At 44.7% G+C, this 23,275-nt stretch carries 20 protein-coding genes; 6 read left to right on the forward strand and 14 right to left on the reverse strand.

The window, feature by feature from the left end; all coding sequences use genetic code 11:
• Positions 1 to 21: 21 nt before the first annotated feature.
• The 8 genes from AC3WJC_RS10335 to prmC all read right to left on the reverse strand — a co-directional run bounded on the left by AC3WJC_RS10335 (position 22) and on the right by prmC (position 7,846).
• Positions 22 to 942 carry a DUF6562 domain-containing protein gene (locus tag AC3WJC_RS10335; protein ID WP_492399022.1) on the reverse strand — a complete coding sequence of 307 codons (921 nt, stop codon included), beginning with the start codon at positions 940 to 942 and terminating at the stop codon, positions 22 to 24.
• A 10-nt stretch (positions 943 to 952) separates the two neighbouring features.
• Positions 953 to 1,900 carry a hypothetical protein gene (locus AC3WJC_RS10340; RefSeq protein ID WP_492399023.1) on the reverse strand — a complete coding sequence of 316 codons (948 nt, stop codon included), beginning with the start codon at positions 1,898 to 1,900 and terminating at the stop codon, positions 953 to 955.
• 10 nt (positions 1,901 to 1,910) lie between these two features.
• Entirely contained in the window at positions 1,911 to 2,795 is an 885-nt protein-coding gene (locus tag AC3WJC_RS10345; RefSeq protein WP_492399024.1) for a hypothetical protein, read from the reverse strand.
• A gap of 86 nt (positions 2,796 to 2,881) precedes the next feature.
• A complete protein-coding gene (locus AC3WJC_RS10350) occupies positions 2,882 to 3,643 on the reverse strand; it encodes a TIGR03915 family putative DNA repair protein (RefSeq protein ID WP_492399025.1) in 762 nt (253 codons plus the stop codon).
• 1 nt (position 3,644) lies between these two features.
• A complete protein-coding gene (locus AC3WJC_RS10355) occupies positions 3,645 to 4,901 on the reverse strand; it encodes a putative DNA modification/repair radical SAM protein (RefSeq protein ID WP_492399026.1) in 1,257 nt (418 codons plus the stop codon).
• Between the two features lie 66 nt (positions 4,902 to 4,967).
• The gene (locus AC3WJC_RS10360) at positions 4,968 to 6,395 is read right to left on the reverse strand and encodes a PQQ-dependent sugar dehydrogenase (protein WP_492399027.1); all 1,428 of its coding nucleotides are present in this window, start codon (positions 6,393 to 6,395) and stop codon (positions 4,968 to 4,970) included.
• A gap of 12 nt (positions 6,396 to 6,407) precedes the next feature.
• Positions 6,408 to 6,911 (reverse strand): RICIN domain-containing protein, encoded by a 504-nt coding sequence (locus AC3WJC_RS10365; protein ID WP_492399028.1) that lies wholly within the window; start codon positions 6,909 to 6,911, stop codon positions 6,408 to 6,410.
• A gap of 71 nt (positions 6,912 to 6,982) precedes the next feature.
• Positions 6,983 to 7,846, reverse strand: a complete 864-nt coding sequence (gene prmC, locus AC3WJC_RS10370; RefSeq protein WP_492399029.1) for a peptide chain release factor N(5)-glutamine methyltransferase — start codon at positions 7,844 to 7,846, stop codon at positions 6,983 to 6,985.
• Between the two features lie 33 nt (positions 7,847 to 7,879).
• Here prmC and ribD point away from each other — a divergent pair, with 33 nt between their 5' ends.
• The 5 genes from ribD (at position 7,880) to bioB (ending at position 12,415) form a co-directional block, all read left to right on the forward strand.
• The gene (gene ribD / locus AC3WJC_RS10375) at positions 7,880 to 8,935 is read left to right on the forward strand and encodes a bifunctional diaminohydroxyphosphoribosylaminopyrimidine deaminase/5-amino-6-(5-phosphoribosylamino)uracil reductase RibD (RefSeq protein WP_492399030.1); all 1,056 of its coding nucleotides are present in this window, start codon (positions 7,880 to 7,882) and stop codon (positions 8,933 to 8,935) included.
• A gap of 11 nt (positions 8,936 to 8,946) precedes the next feature.
• Complete coding sequence (locus AC3WJC_RS10380) at positions 8,947 to 9,561, forward strand: IMPACT family protein (RefSeq protein WP_492399031.1); 615 nt, start codon at positions 8,947 to 8,949, stop codon at positions 9,559 to 9,561.
• Between the two features lie 95 nt (positions 9,562 to 9,656).
• Entirely contained in the window at positions 9,657 to 9,935 is a 279-nt protein-coding gene (locus AC3WJC_RS10385) for a hypothetical protein (RefSeq protein WP_492399032.1), read from the forward strand.
• Positions 9,936 to 10,021: 86 nt separating this feature from the next.
• Positions 10,022 to 11,371, forward strand: a complete 1,350-nt coding sequence (gene mgtE / locus AC3WJC_RS10390; protein ID WP_492399033.1) for a magnesium transporter — start codon at positions 10,022 to 10,024, stop codon at positions 11,369 to 11,371.
• 24 nt (positions 11,372 to 11,395) lie between these two features.
• Positions 11,396 to 12,415: a biotin synthase BioB gene (gene bioB, locus AC3WJC_RS10395; protein WP_492399034.1), complete on the forward strand. Its 1,020-nt coding sequence runs from the start codon at positions 11,396 to 11,398 to the stop codon at positions 12,413 to 12,415.
• Between the two features lie 85 nt (positions 12,416 to 12,500).
• Here bioB and AC3WJC_RS10400 read toward each other — a convergent pair whose 3' ends face one another.
• Both AC3WJC_RS10400 and AC3WJC_RS10405 read right to left on the reverse strand, forming a co-directional pair.
• The gene (locus tag AC3WJC_RS10400; protein ID WP_492399035.1) at positions 12,501 to 14,408 is read right to left on the reverse strand and encodes a DUF3857 domain-containing protein; all 1,908 of its coding nucleotides are present in this window, start codon (positions 14,406 to 14,408) and stop codon (positions 12,501 to 12,503) included.
• An 8-nt stretch (positions 14,409 to 14,416) separates the two neighbouring features.
• Complete coding sequence (locus tag AC3WJC_RS10405) at positions 14,417 to 16,402, reverse strand: DUF3858 domain-containing protein (RefSeq protein ID WP_492399036.1); 1,986 nt, start codon at positions 16,400 to 16,402, stop codon at positions 14,417 to 14,419.
• A 137-nt stretch (positions 16,403 to 16,539) separates the two neighbouring features.
• Here AC3WJC_RS10405 and AC3WJC_RS10410 point away from each other — a divergent pair, with 137 nt between their 5' ends.
• Positions 16,540 to 17,559: an exonuclease domain-containing protein gene (locus AC3WJC_RS10410; RefSeq protein ID WP_492399037.1), complete on the forward strand. Its 1,020-nt coding sequence runs from the start codon at positions 16,540 to 16,542 to the stop codon at positions 17,557 to 17,559.
• Between the two features lie 49 nt (positions 17,560 to 17,608).
• Here AC3WJC_RS10410 and AC3WJC_RS10415 read toward each other — a convergent pair whose 3' ends face one another.
• The 4 genes from AC3WJC_RS10415 to AC3WJC_RS10430 all read right to left on the reverse strand — a co-directional run bounded on the left by AC3WJC_RS10415 (position 17,609) and on the right by AC3WJC_RS10430 (position 23,237).
• A complete protein-coding gene (locus AC3WJC_RS10415) occupies positions 17,609 to 18,583 on the reverse strand; it encodes a polyprenyl synthetase family protein (protein ID WP_492399038.1) in 975 nt (324 codons plus the stop codon).
• 13 nt (positions 18,584 to 18,596) lie between these two features.
• The gene (gene rnr, locus AC3WJC_RS10420) at positions 18,597 to 20,732 is read right to left on the reverse strand and encodes a ribonuclease R (RefSeq protein WP_492399039.1); all 2,136 of its coding nucleotides are present in this window, start codon (positions 20,730 to 20,732) and stop codon (positions 18,597 to 18,599) included.
• A gap of 103 nt (positions 20,733 to 20,835) precedes the next feature.
• The gene (locus AC3WJC_RS10425) at positions 20,836 to 22,527 is read right to left on the reverse strand and encodes an ABC transporter ATP-binding protein (RefSeq protein ID WP_492399040.1); all 1,692 of its coding nucleotides are present in this window, start codon (positions 22,525 to 22,527) and stop codon (positions 20,836 to 20,838) included.
• Positions 22,527 to 23,237: a 3'-5' exonuclease gene (locus AC3WJC_RS10430; RefSeq protein ID WP_492399041.1), complete on the reverse strand. Its 711-nt coding sequence runs from the start codon at positions 23,235 to 23,237 to the stop codon at positions 22,527 to 22,529. The genes AC3WJC_RS10425 and AC3WJC_RS10430 overlap by 1 nt, the downstream gene beginning before the upstream one ends.
• Positions 23,238 to 23,275: the final 38 nt, after the last annotated feature.

Below are 23,275 nucleotides of genomic sequence, written 5' to 3' on the forward strand. Positions count from 1 at the left end.
TATTTCTGTATATCGTGGTTATTAAAAATTTATTGTTTCATCAGGCAGCCAAACCGAATCTACTCCCAACTGAAAAGTAGAGGTGCTGGCACCAAATAACTTGCCTGATATAATAGTGCGTTTATTTTTTTCACAAACTACATTTTGAATAATAGCTTCCTTAATGATAGCATTGTTAGCACCATAACTGATTACACGAATGGTGAGCGGTTTGGTTATATTCGCTGTTATTTTTTTGATAGTAAAGTTAGTAGTACCCTTTACCGAATCAGGTATTGCAACCATAAAACTACGGCTGTTATCACTATCTTCATCAAAAACAGCCTTATCCTCTAACAAATCATAATATATAGCCTCATCATTATATTTCACAATAATTTTTGTAGCGTTAGCCGGAATAGCGTCTGTAGCTACTATTTCAAATTGTGATACTATACGATCTAAAACAACCGGCTGCTCTATAGGTGAATTTGACACCTGAATGGATATTTTTTTGTAAAAAGTATCACCCCAAATTGGATATGTATTTGGTTTTGGAATATAAAATATGCTGCTAAGCGGATAATAGACACCGTTTAAATTGTCCTGCCCCTGTTCTAAATCAGTACCACCGGCTGATATAACAACGGTATAAGTGCCTGCCGGTAAATTATCATTAATTACACCAAAGCCTGCATCAGAAACTGATTGCCTAAGTTGGGTTACCTGATTGCCTGCACTATTGTATACGTTATAAAATAATACCTTGGCATGATCAGCCAAGGCATAATTTTTCAGGTTGTTGACCTTCATTCCATCCGCGTTATTTAAAACGCTGTTATTAGTAACCGTAAATTTTACGGGCACTGTTGCATTATTTTCAACAGGTTTCACATCACCTTGCTTTTTGCATGCAGTGCCAAAAAACAACATCAAACAAATAATTTTACTTACGTTTTTCATTTCCTTTAACTTAAAAATTCTTAACTATGCTATCTGCATCAAACGCAGTTTTAAAAGTTGTTTGAAAGCCTGCGTTACCGGTACCTGAAGGATCGTTACTGAATAACCTGCCTGTTAAAATGGTTTTAGTATTTCGATAAAACCGAACATTATAAATTGTTTTCAAAGCAATTATACCTCCTGAGGCATTTTGAGCCATGATTTCAATTTTCATCGGTGTTTCAGTATTAAGAATGTATGGCCAAACCGGGGTTGTTGAATTTACTTTACCAACAGTTACCGGATTAGCAAAAGAATGATCTATTCTGCTATATTCAGGCGGATTTTCAAAGTCCCAATTTTGAACAGGCATATTTTTGAATACTGAAAATCCATTATAATCTTCATAATTAACTCTTAAACTTGTTACCGCCGGCGGTATAGAATCCTTTATTATTACCTGCAATCCGGCAGTAACCCTATCTAAATTAACCGCTCTTGAATTAATACCACCTGATGCAACTGTTAAGCTTATTCTTTTATAAAAAATAGTGCATTCCATAGGTTGAAAGACACGCCCTCCAAGTGTAAAAACATCATTTACATCTATTCCATAACTGCTATTAGTTTGGTCATAGCCTAAAGAGGTTACCACATATTCACCAGCGACCAAGCTATCTTTAAATTTATTATAATCAGCCTCAGTATTTTTTATATTTCTGCGGGTTTTTAATGGTGTACCATCTGTTTTGTAAATAGTATAAATAATACGTTTAGTAAGTGACCTTAAAGGAGTATCTGCAAGTAATCTTTTACTTGTTGAATTGTTTATTGGCTCTTGCTCTTGTGTAAATGCGCTGATAGTAAATTCAACAGGATATAACTTACCATCATCAGGCTGCTCTTTTACCTTATTTTCTTTTTTGCATGATAGGATGGCAAAACATATCATCGCAAATATCAGTATGTTGTTTTTCATGATATATCTATTAAAATTCGGTAGTTACCGGAGTATTCCAGGTGGGGTCAATGGTTAAAGTGAAATTTTCAGATCCACCTAAAGGTGGATCGTTGGTAAATAAATTACCCGAAAGTATGGTTCTGACATTAGGTTTACATACCACATCATTAACTGTTACACTACCTGTAGGCGTTGTCAAATTAGTCTTAAAATATTTAATAGTGACCTTAAAAGGCACACTATCTGCAAGCAGGTTGATTGTGTGCCGATAATTGTTTTTTCCTTCATCAGCGGCTGTTAACATAAATGTTTCTGTTCTGAATCCATAACCATCTTCTTTTATACCTAACCTATAGTTATAATTGAAAGTGCGAAAATCAATTGTTATCTTTTTGGTATTAACAGGTATAGCATCATTAATATTAAGTACTAATTGACTACTAAGCCTTTCTAATTCCACACTTTGTGATATGGCTGAGGTTGTGACTGCAAAATTTATCTTTTTGTAGAAAATTTCTGTGTTATTATAGGTTGTTATGCCTGTTACTACAGGATAAGCCGGTTGAGATTCGCCTGTAAACACTATAGTATAGTTACCCGGAGGCAAGTTTTCTTTAAAAATGCCAAAGCCAGCTTCTGTTTTTTTAACGCTCTTAGAAACTATAGGGGTTAATGATGAATCTTTATAAAGAGAATAGTTCAAACTTGTTACCGGTATGGTATCAGTGGCATTTGTACTTTTATCGGAATTGCCGCCCAAGCCTAATGGTACATAAGTTTGTCCAAAACCCGATACATTAAAAGTTATCGGGTACGTTTTGTTATCAGAGGGTGCAGGACTGGCTGTTTTATCCTTTTTACAGGAGAAAAACAACATGCTCAATACAGAGCAAATGAGTAAAAAGCGTTTCATCAGGCTTAAGTATTAATTTTACAAAAGTAGCAAATTTATTGATTAACAAGCTTTTACAACACACAAAAAAGTATCGGTTTGTTTTGCTAAATCTTTTCGGTTAAATGCTTCCAATAGCGTTTAGGTATATGCCTGATGTGCAGTTTGGTGTTTTTGCGGGATGCGATGTTCACGCTTTTAAAATAGTTTTTCCATAAATGCTGGTAGCCATCTTCATCATCAGTAAATGAATTGATAACGTTGCCTGCCCCCTGCCCTTCGCTAAAATCCATCTCCATATATTCAACCTGATGCAGATCGTAATAGATACCGTACTTTCTTTTCAGGTCATAGATCATCCACTTTTGATCGGCATAACGGTTTTTAAAATGGCGGATCAGCATGGGCAGCACGTTAAAATCAGGTTCGATAACGGAATAGAACAGACCATCCTGCAATTTCTGGAAACGTACAAAGGCTTCCATCCGGTGCTTTTCGCGGCGCATCATTTTCACAATTTCTGATACGCGCATTACGTAGCGGTTGCCGTAATCCTCTTCGATGTTTTCCTTCGCGTCAAACACATAGCGAATGTACCCCAACACCGCCGCGTCGGCATCATCAATGTTTGCCAGGTGAGCCACATACAAGCGCTGCATCCCGTTAGGCGACAGATTTTTTTGCAGGCCCTTTAATACCCGGCCGTATCGCTGTTCGTCTGTAATAATTTGCATTACGTCATCAAACAGCGCGGTGCTGCGCCATTCGCCTTTTACCAGCTTTACGTATTGCAGGTTATGCTCATATACCTCAAACACGGCGGTAAGCAAGCCCTCAAACGTACCATCATAAACTAAGGTGGTTGTCATGTTAAAAAAGGCTTAGCTGATCGGGTTTATTTTTGAGGTATTTACTTTGCGATTCGGCCAGTATGAATTGCTTAATTCGTGTGCCGGTCAGGTCGCGCCGCTCATAAGCGTTGCTGTTGCAGGTAATAAAGTAACGGGCACGGTTAACCGCTACGCCCAGTTTTTTAATATGATCCCAGTTAAGTTTATTGAACTTACGGGCACTTACTATTTTTTGTGCCGATAGCAAGCCGATACCGGGAATGCGCAGGATAACCTGCAAATCAGCTTTATTAATATCAACGGGGAACACATGCATATTGCGCAAGGCCCAGCTTAATTTAGGATCGATATCCAGGTCGAGATGCTTTTGATCATTGTTTACGATCTCGTTCACCTTAAAGCCGTAAAAGCGCATCAGCCAATCGGCCTGGTACAGTCGATTTTCGCGCACCATGGGCACAGCGGTGTTTAAGGCGGGCAAGCGGCTGTCGGCCAATACGGGTACATAACCTGAATAATAAACCCGCTTTAAGTTAAAATTTTTATAAAAATGACTGGCAGAATAAAGGATGGCGCGGTCGTCCTCGTCGGTAGCTCCAATGATAACCTGCGTGCTTTGGCCTGCCGGGGCAAAGATGGGCGCTTTTTTAAACAGCTTTTTTTCTTCTTTACGCTGAATGATCTCGTTATGCAAAAAGCCCATCGGCTGTATCATATCTTTCCTGTCCTTATCCGGAGCCAAAAGTTTCAATCCTTCTTCGGTAGGCATTTCCAGGTTTACGCTGAGCCTGTCGGCATACAGGCCTGCCTCCCGCATCAATTCGTCGCTGGCACCGGGGATTGATTTTAAATGAATATAGCCATTGAACTTATGTTCGGTGCGCAGCTTTTTAGCCACCTGCACCAGGCGCTCCATTGTGGTATCGGCATCCTTAAAAATACCTGAACTCAAAAACAAGCCTTCGATATAATTACGGCGATAAAAGTTGATAGTGAGGTCAACCACCTCCTGCACGGTAAAGGCGGCGCGCTTAATATCATTGCTCTTGCGCGAGACACAATAGGCGCAATCAAAAATGCAATGATTGGTCAGCAGTATTTTTAATAACGATACACAGCGCCCATCCTCGGTATAGGAATGGCAAATCCCGTTACTGGCATTACCTAAACCTTTATTCTCGTTTTTTCGCTTACTACCACTTGACGCGCATGATACATCGTACTTAGCTGCATCAGCCAGTATATTAAGCTTTTCTGTTATCCGCTCTAAATTCATCCCAAACAAAATTACTAATATTTTTAGTAATTTATAATTTTATTAAGAGCTGGCAGGAATAATAGGTTAAGGCTTTTTAGCGGTTGTCAATATAAAATCCGCCAGTTTATCAATATCGGAATCACTGATAGCGCCATGCCAGGCGGGCATGCCTTTTTGCGTTATCCCGTTGGTTATGTTATTCACTACCGACTTTTTATCGCTGCCGTGAGCAAAGTTACCCCCTGCTAACGCTTTGGTTTTTTCCGTCCCCTGCAATTTATCGCCATGGCAGGCTGCACAAAGTTGCTGGAATAGTTGTGCCGTTGTTGGCTTAACATTAGCTGCTACCGAATTACCGGCAATTGGCTCCGCCGGAAACCGGTGTTGCTTGGCTGTTAGGCTGATACGAATGATCATATCAAACGGTGGGTTGCCTTTACTTTCGGGCATATCAACCATTGAGGTAGAAAGGTATAAGCTACCATCGGGCCCGGTAACCAATGAGCGTATACGCCCAAACTGTTTTTTAAATAGCATTTCCTGGCTTACTACTTGTGTGCCTTTCAGCTTAAAATGCAATATCCCCTCGCCACGCAAGCAAGCCACCAGCAGATCGCCCTTTAACTCCGGGAAAGCATTGCCGTTGTAAAACATCGCTTCACCAGGACCGATAGAGGGCGTATATTCAAGCAATGGCGTATTCATACCTTGGCGCGTATCCTTGTGATGAATAACCGGCCAGCCATAGTTTTCGCCTTTATGGATAATGTTCACCTCATCTCCGCCCGTAGGGCCATGCTCGGTATCAAACAATGTATTGGTACCGAGCTGAAAGGCCAGCCCCTGCGGATTGCGGTGCCCGTAACTCCATATTTGCCTGCGGGCGGTATCATTTTTTGCAAAAGGGTTATCAGCCGGTATGGAGCCATCATCATTTACGCGGAGTATCTTTCCGTTCAACGCTTTCAAATCCTGCGCCTGGGCGGGTTTATCGGCATCACCGGCGGTTATGTACAATTTACGGTCGGGCCCGAAAACCAGCCTGCAACCGGTATGGTTTTGATTGGCCGGGATGCCCTCAATAATGGCAAGCGGATTTTGAAACTTACCGGCCTTAAATATATATCGTACTACTTTCAGCTTCATATCGCCTTGCCGGGTATAATTACTGGCGACATATATAAACCCGTTCTTTTTAAAATCGGGATGTAGCACTAAACCTAAAAGCCCCATCTTACGGTCGGCGGCTACGTCGTCAACTGTAAAGACTGACTCGGGCAAAAGCTTACCGGCACGGTATAAACGTACACGCCCTGCCCGCTCGGTAAAAAGCATTGCACCATCAGGCAAAAAGGTAATTTGCCAGGGCACTACCAAATTGGTGGCCAGCGTATCTATTTTGTAACCCGATTGCTGTAATTGATCTACCGTATTTTTATCCTGATGTGTAAAACCGCTCGCGGCAAGTAAACCTACCGCCGCCACCGCAACCAATAATATTTTTATCTTCATGCTGATGAACGGTTACATGTTTGGTGCCTGTTGGTAAATTGTCCAAAGCTGGTGCTTGCCGCCATCCTTTTGGGCTAACACTACCGACACATTAGCCTCACCTTGTTTATCACCGGGTGTTAAATACAGATCAGCGCCTTTCAACTTAATTAAGTAACTATCCTTACCGGCAGCTACAAATTCATACTGCTGATTGTCGGCATCAGCGGCCAGGGGTTGCTCTTCGAGCGATACATTAGCGGCAGGTGCCGCCTGCGGCTGGAAAGTTTTATGCGTGAACAGGTTTTGCAATTGGTAAGTATTGCCGTCCTTGTGTTTAAAAGCCCAGGTCATGCACTTCCAGTTTTGCGGATAGTAGGAAACCAGCGGCGTACCATTCTTGCTATTGGCATCCTTTACGCGAAGCAGCAATCCGGTTTCGGCATTTTTTATGGCATAGTTACCTTTTATGATCTGTGCCGGCAATCGCGCAGCAGCAGCCAGCACAATGCCGATGAGCAGCAGTGTTTTTTTCATGATGGTGGTGTGTTAAAAAGCAGTTTAATTTAATCGCCATTAAATTACTGGTAAATAACCCAATAGCAACACTATAACAACGCTTTTATCATACGGTTTCGGCCGCTCATATCCTTTCTTAGCTCAATATCCTTGTAGCCTTTTTTCGCTAACATCTCCACCGTTTCGGCACCATAACTTTCGTTGATCTCAAAGAAAAGCATACCTGGCTTCTTTAAGCTCAGCAACGAATAGTCGGCTATGGCTTTGTAAAATAACAGCGGCTCTTCATCGGGCACAAAAAGCGCGGTATGCGGTTCAAAATCGGTAACGTTGGTATGCATCTGCCCCTTATCAACCGAAGTAACATAGGGTGGGTTAGATACTATGATATCATACTTCGCCGCATCCGGCACTGCCGAAAGTATATCCGTCGCCATAAAATTCACCTCTGCCCCATTGAGCGCTGCATTACTCCTTGCTGTTTGTAAGGCATCAGCCGAAATATCCATAGCCGACACTATAGCGGCTGCCAGATTCTTCTTCAAACTGATAGCGATACAGCCACTCCCCGTACCAATATCTAATATATTTACATGCTGCATCAATGACCATTGACCATTGACCACTGACTGAATGACCCACTCCACCAGTTCCTCCGTTTCGGGCCTCGGAATAAGGACTGATGGGTTTACATTAAATGTTAAACCATAAAATTCGGCCTTGCCTAAAATGTACTGTAAAGGTTTACCGCTTTGCAGTTGGGTGGCTATATCATTAAGCGTTGCAGCCTGTTCGTCACTCAGTTCACGCTCCGGAAATGCTTTGATACCCGCCCGGCCCAGTTGTGTTACTTCGGCAACGGCGGCGAGGGTAAGCGCCTCTCTTTCTTGCGCATCATACACCGCTGCGAGCCTTTGCCTGAAATTATTGAACACATCCTTTACAGTTTCCATGCAACAAAGTAACATAAAAGCTACTTTTGCACCATGCTTGGGCATCAAAAATATATGCAGCGCTGCCTGCAACTGGCAGGTTTAGGTGCCGGGGCGGTTAGCCCCAACCCTATGGTTGGCTCGGTGATCGTACATAACGACACTATAATCGGCGAGGGCTGGCACCAGCGCTATGGCGGGCCTCATGCCGAAGTAAACGCCATAAACAGTGTTATCGCCAAATATCCCAACCATGCCGAACTGTTAGCACAGGCAACCATCTATGTTTCCTTGGAGCCCTGCGCGCATCATGGCAAAACACCGCCCTGTGCTGATCTCATCATCAAGCATCACATACCCAAAGTAGTAGTTGGCTGCCGCGATCCGTTTGCGCAGGTGGATGGCAAAGGCATCGAAAAATTAATAGCCGCCGGTATCGATGTTGAAACCGGCGTGTTAGAGCAGGAATGCCAGTGGCTTAACCGCCGCTTTTTTACACGGGTACAAAAACACCGCCCTTATATTATTTTAAAGTGGGCGCAAACGCACGAAGGCTTTTTCGCCCCTGCCGATAAATGCCAGTACTGGATAACCGGCACCGAAGCACGCAAACTGGTACACAAATGGCGCAGCGAGGAAGATGCCATACTTGCCGGAAAAAACACCGTTGCCATTGATAACCCGCAGTTGAACGTACGTTACTGGCAGGGCAAATCGCCAAAACGTGTGATCATTGACCGCCGTTTGGATCTTGACCATTCGCTGCACGTGTTCGATCGATCTGTGGAGACGATGATATTCAATGAGATTAAGACGGATATTGACGGCAACATCAAATACATCGCCCTGGAGGATTTTGACCGCTTTGTGCCACAGTATATGATGTTTCAGCTTTACATGCAGGATGTGCAGTCGGTTATTATTGAGGGTGGCGTGCATACACTGAATAGCTTTATTGAGGCCGGCCTGTGGGATGAGGCACGCATATTTACCGGCAGCAACAGCCTGATCAGCGGAATTAAAGCGCCTACAATCAGCGGCACGCTACACTCAGAGGAAGCCGTGGGTGACGACCGGTTAAGAATTTTATTGAACGCCACGGCCTTTTAAATTTTCCCCTGATGCTTTTTGACGATACCTACCAAACCATTGAAAAACCCGCCGAGGGCGTATTCAGCGATCGCGGCAGTAAGTTCATTGGTTATCTATTCCCTATAAAATCCGAAAATGAGGTTAAAGCTTTGCTGGCGCAGGTAAAGCACGAACACCCCAAAGCCCGCCATCATTGCTGGGCATTGCGCTTAACGCCCGACCGTTCCATCTTTCGTTTAAATGATGACGGCGAGCCATCGGGCACTGCGGGCAGGCCTATATTAAACACCCTGCTATCGCACAATATCACCAACCTATTTGTAGTGGTGGTACGTTACTTTGGCGGCACCTTGCTGGGTGTACCGGGACTAATTAACGCCTACAAAACCGCTACCGAAGAAGCTATCAAACTGGCAACCATCGTACAAAAAACAGTTAATGATGTTTACCGCATCAACTTTGATTATTTGCAGATGAACGATGTGATGCGCATTGTTAAAGATGAGGATACGGAAGTGCTCGAGCAGGCTTTTGACAATCAATGCAGCATCACTCTATCCATCAGGCAACAAGGGGTTAATAAAGTGCTTGGCCGGTTAAACGGCATTGAAGGCGTGAAAGTTAAGTTCCTGCATCAGAACTAAACAGGCTTAATCATATCAGGCTCAAAAATAGTTATATACCGTAAAACATTAGTGCGGGAAACCCTGTTCATTAATCATAAATTACCTATTTAAACATGAACAGCCTGCCTTTGGGAATTTATCTCGAAAATGAGAAAAGATTTGAGTTTGACTTTGTGCGCCATCTTTTAAAGATCAGCTATTTTAAGGATGCCAAAATATCCGGCACCATTGTATCACCTTTCCGCATCATGCGTACGGATAACGGCCTTTGCCTGGTTGTCCACAACTACGACCGCTCCGGCGAGCGCCGCATAATGGTTGAATCTGTTGGGTTGGATGAATTAGTGATCAACCATGAAAATACCTCTTACAAGCTAAAAAAAGTAGCTTAACTACTAACAGCATTCATTATCGCAGGCGGTTTATTACCGCCTTTTTTATTTTTATATAGCTACTATTTTAGCTACATTAGGCAGGTATGCAATCCTTTGAACTTGATAAAACCGACCTTCAGCGCATAAAAGCCGCGCTTGAAGGTAATGATGCTGATTTAGAGAAAATTCTGAATGAGTACCATGCCTCGGAGATTGCCATACTGTTTGAAAAACTGCCGCAGGAAGCTAAGGAAAAAATCATCTCCGTACTCCCGGCCGACTTTGCCTCGGATGTTATTGCCGAGATGGACGAGGAGCATCACCCGGAAGATATATTAATTAACCTTGACCCCGAAAAGCGTACCGAGATTGTTGAGGAGCTGGATGATGACGTAGCCACCGATATTATTGCCCAGCTTGACGAGGATGAACAGCAGGAAATATTAAGCGACCTTGACCACGAGGATGCCAGCAACATACGTACCCTTTTAAGCTACGCCGAGGATACAGCCGGTGGCTTGATGACCACTGATGTAACCACGGTAAACGTTAAGCTGGGCAAAATGGAGGCACTTGATGCCATCATTCGCCAATCTGAAGAGCAGGAGGAGTTTTATACCATTTTCGCGGTTGATGATCATGATATACTGCAAGGCATCGTATCACTCAAAAACATTATTAAAGCGCGCCATGATGTTATGGTGAGCGAACTGGTGGTTACCGAGTTTGTACATGTACAGGCTGATGTTGACCAGGAAGAAGTTGCCCGCCTGATACAGCAATATAACATCAACAGTATCCCCGTGGTTGACGAACACATGAAACTGCTCGGCCGCATTACCATCGATGATATTATTGACGTAATGCAGGAGGAGAACACCGAGGATATATTGAAGATCTCCGGTGTATCAGAAGATGAGGAACTGAGCGGTAGCTGGCAGGACGCGGTAAAGAGCCGCCTGCCCTGGCTGGTGATCAACCTGGGCACGGCTTTCCTGGCAGCATCCATCATCCGCAGTTTTGATGATACGGTAAAGGCGCTCCCCATCATGTCGGCCTACATGACCATTATAGCCGGTATGGGCGGCAACGCGGCTACCCAGGCGCTGGCCGTTACAGTAAGGCGTATCTCACTAAGCGACCTGACCGATAACCAGGCTTACCGTACCGTTTTAAAGGAGTTATTGGTGGGTATGATCAACGGTGCATCCAACGGCCTGATCGTGCTGCTGGTGGCCTTATTTTATGATGCCAACCCGATGCTCGGTTTGGTACTTTTTATAGCAATGACGTGCAATTTGCTCATCGCGGGCATTACCGGGGCATCCATACCATTGATACTTAAACGGGTCGGCATTGATCCGGCGGTGGCATCATCCATCATAATAACCACATTTACAGATTGTTTTGGTTTTTTGCTGCCTTTATGGGTAGCTTCAAAGCTTTTATTATAAATTTGAACCATCAAAATTGAAGAGATGACAGAGGTAAGAAATAACTGGACACAGGAAGAAATTGCCGAGATTTACCACTCGCCATTGCTTGACCTGGTTTACCGCGCGGCTACTATTCACCGCGAAAATCAAGATTATTCAGAAGTACAAATAAGTTCGTTAATATCCATTAAAACAGGTGGCTGTACCGAGGATTGCGCGTATTGCCCGCAAGCCGCCCGTTACAATACCGGTGTTGAAGTGCACGCCATGATGCCCAAGCACGAAGTGGTTGCCGCTGCTGAAAGGGCTAAAGCCGGTGGTGCATCGCGCCTTTGTATGGGTGCCGCCTGGCGCGAAGTGCGCGACAACCGCGACTTTGACAAGGTGATCGATATGGTGAAAGCCGTTAATGAACTGGATATGGAAGTTTGCTGTACCCTGGGTATGCTTACTGAAAGCCAGGCACAACGTTTGGCCGATGCGGGTTTATACGCCTACAACCATAACCTGGATACCTCAGAGGATGATTACAAGCGCATTATCACAACCCGTACGTATGACGATCGTTTACAAACGCTGGAACACGTACGTAAAGCTAAGATCACCGTATGCAGCGGTGGCATTATTGGCTTAGGCGAAACGGTTGAGGATCGCATATCGATGCTGAAAACCCTGTCGAACCTGCCTAAGCACCCGGAATCAGTGCCGATCAACGCGCTGGTACCTGTAAAGGGCACGCCTTTGGCCGATCAGCCGCGTGTAGCCATTTGGGATATGGTACGCATGATAGCCACTGCCCGTATTATTATGCCACGCACGGTGGTACGCCTTTCAGCAGGCCGTACAGAAATGAGTACCATTGAACAGGCATTCTGTTTTATGGCAGGCGCTAACTCCTTATTCGCCGGCGAAAAATTACTGACCACGCCAAATCCGGCTTTTGCGGATGATATGGCGATGTTTGAACTGTTAGGCCTTACCCCACGTAAAGCCTTTAAAAACGGCCGCCCTAACGAGGTTAAAGAGGTCAGGGAGATGAGCATTAACGAAGTGATAGGATAATTAACATCATAACATAGATAAAAACAACAAAGGGTGCTTCACTATGAGGCACCCTTTGCTGTTAGGTAGTTTTTAAGCTAAACAATTATTGCTTAACCAATATGGTGCTGTAATTATCGGCATCTGTTACATCTTCAAAAAACTTCACCAGTTCGGCATAGGTTTCTTTAGGGTATGTGCCGTCAATCAGTTTTATACGGCGCTTGTAGATCAACTTGTTGCCGACAAGGCTAAGCGAGGCGGTGTATTTACCAAAAGGTTTATCAATGTTAACCAACAGCGGCATTTTTTCGTGCCTGTAATTATTGGCGGGTAAGGTATACACTACCTCGTCCTCATCAATATAACCGCGCTGAATGCAAACATTGGTACTACGGTTACGCACCTCACGCAGGTTATGGCTCCGGTTAGCCAGGTTAGGTGTAAAATGCAGCTTACTATTAGCCACTGATGCATAACTGCGGGCACTAAACTGAACTTCCTCTGTCAGCTCCGGATCAATGTTTTTTACCTTATCAAACTTCAGCATACTAACATCAAGATTATTAATGGCGTAAGCTTTTTTAAACCCTTTAAGCTGGTCGGCCGGCGACTCATAGGTCAGGCTCTCCTGGTTTTCATACTGGGTACCTTTGTAAACGGTTTTCATATCGCCCGCCACATCCCCGGCTGTATCAAGTTTAAGCACGGCTTTGCGTATCTGTAAGTTCTTTTCGGCGGTATATTTTGGCGTATGCATCAATATGCCGCCTTCGGGTGTACAGGCCAATACGGTGCGGTCGTCCGTAAAATCGCCCAGGTAGCCAAAAGGCTTTTTCTGGTTGGTACACTCCAGCCAGGTAGTATCATTTTTAAAAGGAAGGCACAGTATAATATGGTTGCCCTCGTTCATAGAAGCAAAAGCCGGATCAAAGTTTACCTTACGCCCGCCGGCCTCAACCACGCAGTAGTACGATTTAATGTTAGCCGCGGCAAGCAGCGACTGTGTGTAGTTAACCAATGCCTTGCAATCGCCGTAATTTAACCGGTCAACCTCCGCTGCCGGAAAAGGCTGAAAACCACCTATACCCACCTGTATACTTATATAGCGGGTACGCTGCTGCATAAACTCGTATATCTTTTTAGCTCGCTGCTTTTCATCGGTAATGTCTTTGGTCAACTCCTTTACCTCGGCTACTGTAGCAGGTGCAAGTGTTTGCCTGCCTGTAAGTAACCGGCTATATACCCACCCGCCAAGCTCGTTCCAATTACTGAAGCTGCCGGTTAAAGCGCCGTATTTAAAATCAACCGGTGCTATTTTTACCATTGTCAAAAAAGTTTCGGGGTTTGGGTTATATGGCTCTTCACGGGTTGCTTTCAGGTTGTTTACCTGCCAGGTAAGGGTATTCATCCCGGCTTTGTTAACGCCCGTTTGTACTTTACCAGGCAGGTTTATCTCCTTATACCTTACCTTAAAGCCTGGTTTGCAGATAAACGTAAATGAGCTGCGCTCAACGGCCATATTAGTGCCGTTGGCCGGAATCCAACTGTTAAATGAAAGCGTTTGTTTTTCCCTGGTTTCATACTCATACTCTACCGTGTAAGGATAATCAACCACGGCGGGCCTGAAATGCATCACCCGTGTATCCTCAAAAACCGAAAAATTATTCCCGGCATAGGCATCCTCAAAGTTGCGCTCGCTAAACTTCGAGATCATTTTGCCGCTGCCATCATACACCATCCCCTTAATGGATCTTATAGAAGTGCTTTTATCATACCACACCAGTATCTCGGCATCATCATCGCCGCTGCGGTTAAAAATGGTTATGGCCTTTTTAATGCGATGGGTTTGCGAACCTATATCACTTACTTCAATGGCCTCATCGCTGTAACGCACAACCGACGAGGCGTAAGGCAATATCTCTTTAGGGATTAACGATACATCAAAACTTTGCTGTGCCTTGGCCAGCATACTGCCTGCAAGCAATAATATCGCGGTAATTATACGCTTCATTGTTAATATTAACCCTTTGTAAATAACAGATCTACCTTTTGCGAAAGGATGATCTGGTTAAACAACTCCTTGATATACGGATACTCCGCGGCGGTATATACCGGTTTATTTAATTGTATGATATGCGAAAAGGTGAACACATTGCCATTTGTATCAAAGCCGGTAACAAAACGCCCCCCATTGTCAGGCAATGCCAGTCCCACATTTTTTGGCGAGTACTCTACCTTATAATTTTGCGGAAGCTCTATTTTAAGTGTTACGCGTTCGGTTGAGGCTACCCCCCTGTCTACCGGATAGTTGCGCTCTTCCAGCTTAAATGGATTTTCGGTGATCCTGTTTAACAAAAAGGGGTTAAAGGTAAACCTTTTGGCATCCAGGTTATCATACACATCAATTTCAACCTCGTATCTTTCAATAAGCGCCGCATCCAAACTGTCAATATTACTGATAGATCCTGTAAGTATTTTGGTTTTGGGCATCTTCTCGTCGTAATTCTCTATAAACTCCTCAACCGTATTGAATTTTTTGATCTGTACGCGTTTGCTATACGCATCATACCCGGTTAAAAAGCTGGTGATAACGCCTTTTAACTTACCGTTCTCCTGCAATTTAAAATCAAGCGCGTAAGTAGTTGTTTCCTTTTGTATCGCGAAGTCAATCCAATAGGATGGCTTTTCCAGACTGAACACTCTGCCCTGGTCATTAATGCATCGTATAGGCAATATCCCGAAACTCAAAAGCGGATCGGTAGCATCTAAAAAATAGGTTTTCCCATCAATTTCGGCTTTGGCCACCACATAGTTAAATTCACTTAATACCGGATAGATTTTGGTAATTAACCCATGGTCGCGGGTTGATACCATCACCGCGTCGGCATCAATACCTGCACTCTTCAGGGCTACCACCAGTGCTATGTTAATATCGGCCGCGTTACCGGTATGCTTTTCAAATGATTTTTTGATCCCTTCATCACAGTAAAGCGAATAAAACTGGTTCCACTTTATATTTTTTTGAATGAAGTGATAAACAGCCTGTGCCTTTTCAATATTTGTGGTTTTACCGGCAAGTACAGGTATTAGCTTTTCTTTAAAATAATCCTTTTTTTTGAGTTGACTGCCAAAACTTTCGTCGGTTCTCATCTCCCGGTCAATATCCTTCCACTCCTTGGTTACCTTTACCTTTGAACCGGTATTCAGGTTGGTATAATCTTCCAGTTCAAAGTTAATACTTGAAAGAAAGTTGCGTTTTGAGGTCATGTACTCCTCTTCCTTAAACGCGGGTATATCTTTCATGGCGAACAAAAACTTCGAGCAATCCGCTTTTATACCGTTTAATCTAAAGCAATCGTTCTCAACGCTGGCCTGGTATTCCTTTCCTTCAAGCAAGGGCAAAAAGCCCCTCAACGATATTTTATAGTTGTACACAGCCGGTAAGCGTACATTGTATTTTGACGATACTTTAGGAATATCCGATTGAAAATCCCAGCTTTTAAATTTAAATATGTATGGACTGCGTAAATGATATTTATATTCAATAACGCAGCCATTATGTAACGCTGGCATAGCGAACCTTACGGTGCTCCAATACGTATTTTGCTTTACCGTAAAAATATTTTTAGGGCTTAATACCTCTTTTACAGCCTCGCCTTTTTCGTTAATATAATAAGTAACGCCCTCAATATCGCTTACCTCCTCTCCCGAGTCTGAATTTACACGTATCGGGATCTCTATGTTACCCTCATCATAACCTTTGTTATCGAATATTTTGATCTTGGTATGGTAGTCAAATTCAACCGTGATCCGGTCGGCATCGCCTATGCGCGCGTTGCCATACTCCTGCAACACTACCGCGTGTGCTGATGTATCATTTTTGTACGATTTGCTGTTCAATTCGTCGTATGAAAATTTGCCGTAATCAAAATCCTGGGCATTTGCGGGGGTTAGGCTGCCAAGTGCTAAAATGGCGGGAGCCAGTGCGAGTAAAAATTTTTTCATGAAGTGATAAAGTCCGATCTTTTCCGGGGATGAAAATACTACAATCCCGCGGAATTATAAAAAGTAAATACCGTTCAAAAATTCATATCTGCAAATAAATACAACTAACTAAAAGTTTTTTATGACCTTTGCTGCCAATGAAATTGATTTTGAAGCGCCCGCTGGCCTTTTTCGACCTGGAAACTACCGGCACCAACCTTGGTTCCGACCGTATATTAGAGATAGCCGTTATAAAACTACACCCTGACGATACCGAAGAAGTGAAAGCCTGGCGCGTAAACCCGGGCATGCCTATTCCGCTGGAATCATCACTGGTACATGGTATTTATGATGAGCACATCGCTAATGAACCTGCCTTTGAAGCGCTGGCTCAGGAAATTGCCGACTTTATAGGCGAAAGCGACCTGGCCGGCTATAACTCCAACAAGTTTGATATACCCATGCTGATGGAGGAATTTTTACGTGCCAAAGTGAACTTTGACCTGGAGAACCGCCATTTTGTAGATGTGCAGAACATTTTTCACCAGATGGAACAGCGCACTTTAAAAGCCGCCTACCAGTTTTACTGCAGCAAAGATATTATTAACGCGCACAGCGCCGAGGCTGATACCCGTGCTACTATGGAAGTGCTTTTAGCCCAGGTAGCCCGTTACCACGGTACCGAATGGGAAGATAAAAAAGGCGTACGCAGCGTACCTGTTGTTGGCGATGTGGAAGCACTGCATAAATTCACCAACCTGAGCAGACCGGTTGATTTTGCCGGCCGCATGGTTTACAACGAGGACGGTGAAGAACTGATAAACTTTGGCAAACACAAAGGCAAACGTGTGGAAGATGTATTTGATGCCGAACCAAGCTATTACGCCTGGATGATGCAAGGCGATTTCCCACTGTATACTAAACGCAAATTGGAAGAAGTATATAAACGCTGGAGCGCCAAAAAAGCCGTTGAAAGGCAAAGCCGCCCGCAGCAGCCCAAACCACAGCAGCAACCTGCACAGCAACAAAATTTTGTAAAGAAAGATCAGCCTGCTAAACCGCAGCAATATCAAAACAATCGCCCGAATACCAATTATCCTAAAAAGGATGATACTCCGGCAAAACCTGTTAACGATGATATGCTGAAGCTATTAGCTGATAAGTTTAAAAAGGGATAAAATACTAAAGGCCGATCAAATGATCGGCCTTTAGTATTTTATAGAATTGTTAATAATCCCTTACCATCAACCCATCGGCAAACTCATGTAAAAACTGCTTTTGGTTTTCGGCTACGCTGATGGCGTTTAAATATTGATAGGCTTTTTCGGCATAGCTGTTCATGGCCTCTTCGGCTTGTTGCTTTACTTGCAGCTTATTGTAAACTGCAGTTACAGCGGCTACTTTCTCTGCCGGTTCATAAGTGCGTGCGGCAAGCCAGTTGTGCAGGTCAATAGCGGCATCATCCTTAACCAGTTCAAGTGCCTTGATGAGCAGATATGTTTTTTTGTTGGATAAGATGTCACCACCTACCTGCTTACCAAATTTTTGCGGATCGCCGTAAACATCCAGTATATCATCCTGCAACTGAAAGGCTATGCCCAGGTTAACGCCAAAGTGGTAAATGTTCTCCGCATCGGCAATGCTTGCCCCGCCTATCAGCGCGCCTATGCGCAAAGCACCACCCAACAGCACGGCCGTTTTAAGGCGGATCATTTCGATGTACTCATCAATGGCAACCGTGTTGTGCTGCTCAAAGTTCATATCGTATTGCTGGCCTTCGCATACGCCCTGGGCGGTTTCATTAAAAATGTCCAGTACCGGGCGCAGTATGGGGTCATCAACCTGCATCATCAGCTTGTTGGCCTCTACCATCATCACGTCGCCGGAAAGGATGGCGATGTTACTGTTCCATTTTTCGTGCACGGTGGCCTTGCCTCGCCTTAAAGGGGCATTGTCCATAATATCATCATGCATCAGCGTAAAATTATGGAACACCTCAATGGCCAGCGCAGGCTGTACGGCACCGTAAACATCGCCGCCGAACATATCGCAGGCCATCAGCACAAGGGCCGGGCGCAGGCGCTTGCCGCCCAGCGTCAGGATATAGCGTATCGGCTCATAAAGTTCGGCAGGTTGTGCAGGTAAGGTATAGCGGTTCAGCGCTTCGGATATAATATCCTGCAATTCGGCAAGTTTCTTCACCCGGCAAATATACTTACTCCTGCACTAATGAAAAATCAATTTGCTTTTTTGTCAGATCAACGTTCTTCACCTTCACCCGCACCTCGTCGCCAAGCTGGTAAACCTTCTTTTTACGCTGGCCAATAATGGCGTAATTTTTTTCATCCAAAGTATAAAAATCATCGCTTATATCGCGCAGGCGTATCATGCCCTCGCATTTGTTTTCAATGATCTCTACATACATGCCCCACTCGGTAACGCCTGATATAATACCGCTATAAGTATTACCCACCTGATCGGCAAGGTATTCAGCCTGTTTATATTTCACGGACGAACGCTCGGCATCCGAAGCCTTTTTCTCCATTTGGGAGCTGTGTACACACAGCTTCTCGTAATGCTCGGCATTGGCCGACTGGCCTTTGTTTAGATAATGCAATAGTAAGCGGTGCACCATCACATCCGGGTAGCGGCGAATGGGTGAGGTAAAGTGCGTATAATGATCGAACGCTAAACCGTAATGACTGGTGCCTTTTGTAGTATAAATTGCCTTAGCCATTGAACGGATAGCCAGGTGGGTAAGCACATTCTGCTCCTTTTTACCCTCAACGCTTTCCATTAAATGGTTTAGTGAGCGGGCCACCTCCTTATCGCTCTTGGTATTTATTTTATAACCAAACCGTGCCGCGAACTGTGCAAAGTTGGCCAGTGTTTCGGGTTTAGGGGCATCGTGCACACGGTATACAAACGTGAACTTGTTTTTGCCTTTACCCATTTTGCTCACAAACTCGGCTACCTTGCGGTTAGCCAGCAGCATAAAATCTTCAATCAGCTTGTGGGCATCCTTGCGCTCCTTTACATACACGCCTATAGGTTTGCTTTGCTCATCCAGCTTAAATTTAACCTCGGTAGTTTCAAAGCTGATGGCACCGGCCTTGAACTTGCGGTCGCGCAGTATGTATGCCAGCTCGTTCAGCTTTAATATTTCTTCGCTGAATTCGCCTGCTTTATCTTCAATAATTTGCTGTACTTCCTCGTAAGTAAAGCGCCTGTTGGAGTGGATCACCGTTTTGCCGAACCACTCGGTAATAATATTGGCATTTTCATCCAGCTCAAAAACAGCGGCGAAACACAGTTTATCCTCATTAGGGCGAAGCGAGCAAAGCCCGTTCGATAATCTTTCAGGCAGCATCGGTATTACCCGGTCAACCAGATACACCGAGGTACCGCGCTCAAAGGCTTCCTTATCCAATGCGGAATCAGGCTCAATGTAATGGGCCACGTCGGCAATGTGAACGCCAACCTCGTAATTGCCGTTCTCCAGCTTTTTAAAGGAGATGGCATCATCAAAATCCTTAGCATCATAAGGGTCAATAGTGATGGTGAGCACCTCTCTGAAATCACGGCGTTTGGCTATTTCCTCTTCAGTTATCGTATCAGATATAGATTCCGCCTCGTGCTCTACCTCCGCCGGGAACGACAGCGGGAAGCCATATTCGGCCAGGATAGCATTCATCTCCGTATCATTCTCGCCCTGTTTGCCCAAAATATGTTTGATCTTTCCTACCGGATTTTTTGCACCGGCAGGCCAGTCGGTTATCTGAGCAACCGCTTTTACACCGTTACGCGCCCCATTTAAATGCTCTAAAGGGATAAATATATCCTGGAGCATCTTGCGGTCGTCCGGCATAAAAAAGGCGTAATGCTCAGATAGTTTTACGATGCCGGTAAACTCCATTTTGCGGCGCTCCAGTATCTCGATCACCTCACCTTCTTTACGGCGGCCCTTGCTTTTAGCATACACATAAACCTTTACACGGTCGCCATTAAGGGCGGTGCGCAGCTTACGGGGAGCAACAAAAATATCGCTTTCGTCGGCATCATCGGTAACGATGAACGCCGAGCCGTCATTGGTCATATCAACCTTGCCCTCAATAAAAGTTTTGAGCTCAAGAATTTGAAATTTACCCGGAGATATCTGTTTAATGGTATCCTTTTTAGATTCCTCTTTTAGTATTTCGAGGATAATTTCGCGCGATTCGGGATCGCGCACATTCAGTTTAGCAGCAACCTGCTTGTAATTTAACGGTGTATTGCCGTTCTCTTCAAATACGCCCAGCACCATTTGTGTGAGCACTTGTTTTATGGTAGATGTACTTTTCTTTTTTGACATGTAGTAGATTTCAGAACAGTTATATGTTCAGTAATTGGCCAGTTTAATTAAACAGTCCTTTATGTTTAACACCCAAATATAGTTAAAGTGTTTTGCTAAGTTACTAATCGGGAATTGCAGAAATAAGTAAACGTGTATATTCTTCCTTAGGGTTATTATAAATCTCCTCGGGGAAGCCTTGCTCAACAATACGGCCTTTATTCATGACCATCATGCGGTCGGAGATGTGTTTGATCACCGCCAGATCGTGCGAGATGAAGATATAGCTCAGTTTGAATTCTTCCTGCAGATCACGCAATAAGTTAAGCACCTGTGCCTGCACCGATACATCCAGCGCGGAAACGGATTCATCGCAAATAATAAACTTGGGCTGCAACACCAGCGCCCTCGCGATTACGATGCGCTGCCGTTGCCCGCCCGAAAATTCATGCGGGTAACGGTTAACATGTTCGGGCAGCAGGCCTACCCGCTCCAGCACTTCCTTTATTTTTTGCCGCCGTGTAGCGTCATTGGTATATAAACGGTGTACCTGCAAGGGCTCAAGCAAAGCCTGGCCTACCGTTAAACGCGGGTTAAGCGACGAGTATGGATCCTGAAATATGATCTGTATATCGCGGCGCATACGGCGCATTTCGGCACTGCTTAATTTGCAAAGATCAGCACCTTCAAAATGTACATGGCCATGTGTTGGCGCTATCAGCTTTAAAATGCTGCGGCCAAGCGTAGTTTTCCCGCAGCCCGACTCACCCACCAATCCTAATGTTTCACCGGGGTAAACGTCAAAGCTCACATCATCCACCGCTTTGATCACCTCATGACTTGTGCCAAAAAGCCCCTTTTTAACCGGGTACCAGGTACTTAATCCATCAACTTTTAGGATAGGCTCATCAGCGTAAAGCTGTTGCCGCCGTGCCTGCAATTCGCCGGGCTCGTAAGCGTATCGGCCGCACATCTCGTTGACACAAAGCTCCTCGCCTGCCTCTAAAAAATCGGCTACCGTGGGTAGTTTTTTCAGCAGCCTGTGTGGCGAGGGGCGGCAAGCCAGCAAGCCTTTGGTATAGGCATTCGCCGGATTTTCAAACAATGTGTTGATGTTTGCTTCTTCAACCACCTCGCCTTTGTACATTACCAGCACACGGTCGGCTATCTGCCGTATCACACCCAGATCATGCGAGATAAAGATGAGACTCATACCCCGCTCGGTTTTCAGCTTTAACAGCAGCTCAATGATGTTCTTTTGCACGGTTACGTCAAGCGCGGTGGTCGGCTCGTCGGCTATCAGCAGTTGCGGGTTGCAGGATAAAGCCATGGCGATCATCACCCGCTGCTTTTGTCCGCCCGATAACTGATGCGGGTAGCTGTCAAACACTGCTTCGGGCCGTGGCAGTTGCACTTCCTTAAACAGAGCGATGGCAGCCTCACGGGCTTCAGCTTTGCTTTTTTTTAGATGGGTGATTATAGCTTCGGCTACCTGGAAACCACAGGTAAGCACCGGGTTTAGCGAGGTCATGGGTTCCTGGAATATCATGGCCATGCGGTTGCCGCGCACCTCGCGCATTTCATCCTCATTCAGCGCGAATACATCCTGACCGTTCAAAAACACCTTACCGTTCACCTTTGCCTGCCTGTCCAGCAGGCGCATAATAGCTAATGAGGTAACGGATTTGCCGGAGCCGGATTCGCCTACAATACCCAGTGTTTCGCCTTTATTTATTTGGAAGGATATCCCCTTAACGGCTTCAAAAAAACCGGCTTGTGTTTTAAAACTGATATGTAAGTCCTCAACCTTTAGCATCAGCCGCCTACTATGGTTACATTTTCGTCAGGAATTAAAGGCTCGCCACGAAAACGCCTTAGCAGTTGCGCGGTAGCCACCACATCCTTTTGGCAATAGGTGCAAATACGCTCTAACTGATCTTCCACCCAATATACATGGCCTACCTGGCTGCCGTCAATATCATCCTTTGGGGTGGGGATATCAAAAATAGCCGTAAGCAAGCTTAGTGAGGTATAGCTTTTGTAATCACCAAACTTCCACAAGTCCATCGTATCAATATGATTTATCTCCCAGGGCTTTTTGCCTGATAGCTCCAGTTGTGAAGGATGTTTTATGCCGTGGATCAGCATACGGCGGCAGATGTACGGAAAGTCAAATTCTTTGCCGTTGTGGGCGCATAATACCTGGTTGGGCGGCTGGCTATTGAGCAAGCGGGCAAAATCATGCAGCAGCTCCTTTTCATCATGCCCGGCAAAGGATTTGATGCGCAAACCGACCCTTTGTCCGCCGGTAAAAATACCTACTGATATACAAACTATCTTACCAAACTCAGCCCAGATACCGGCCCGCTCGTAAAAAGCTGCCGGGGTTTCATCCTTACGTTGATACTGCGTTTTGGCATCCCATAGCTTTTGCATATTTGCAGGCACCTCATCAAAGCTGGCGTATTGCGGCACAGTTTCAATATCAAGCACCATTATGTTATACAGATCGTACTGCTCAAGCATAGGTTAGTAGCATTTTAATGGCAAGATAAGCATTCGCC

This window comes from Mucilaginibacter sp. FW306-07-L, assembly GCF_058782065.1.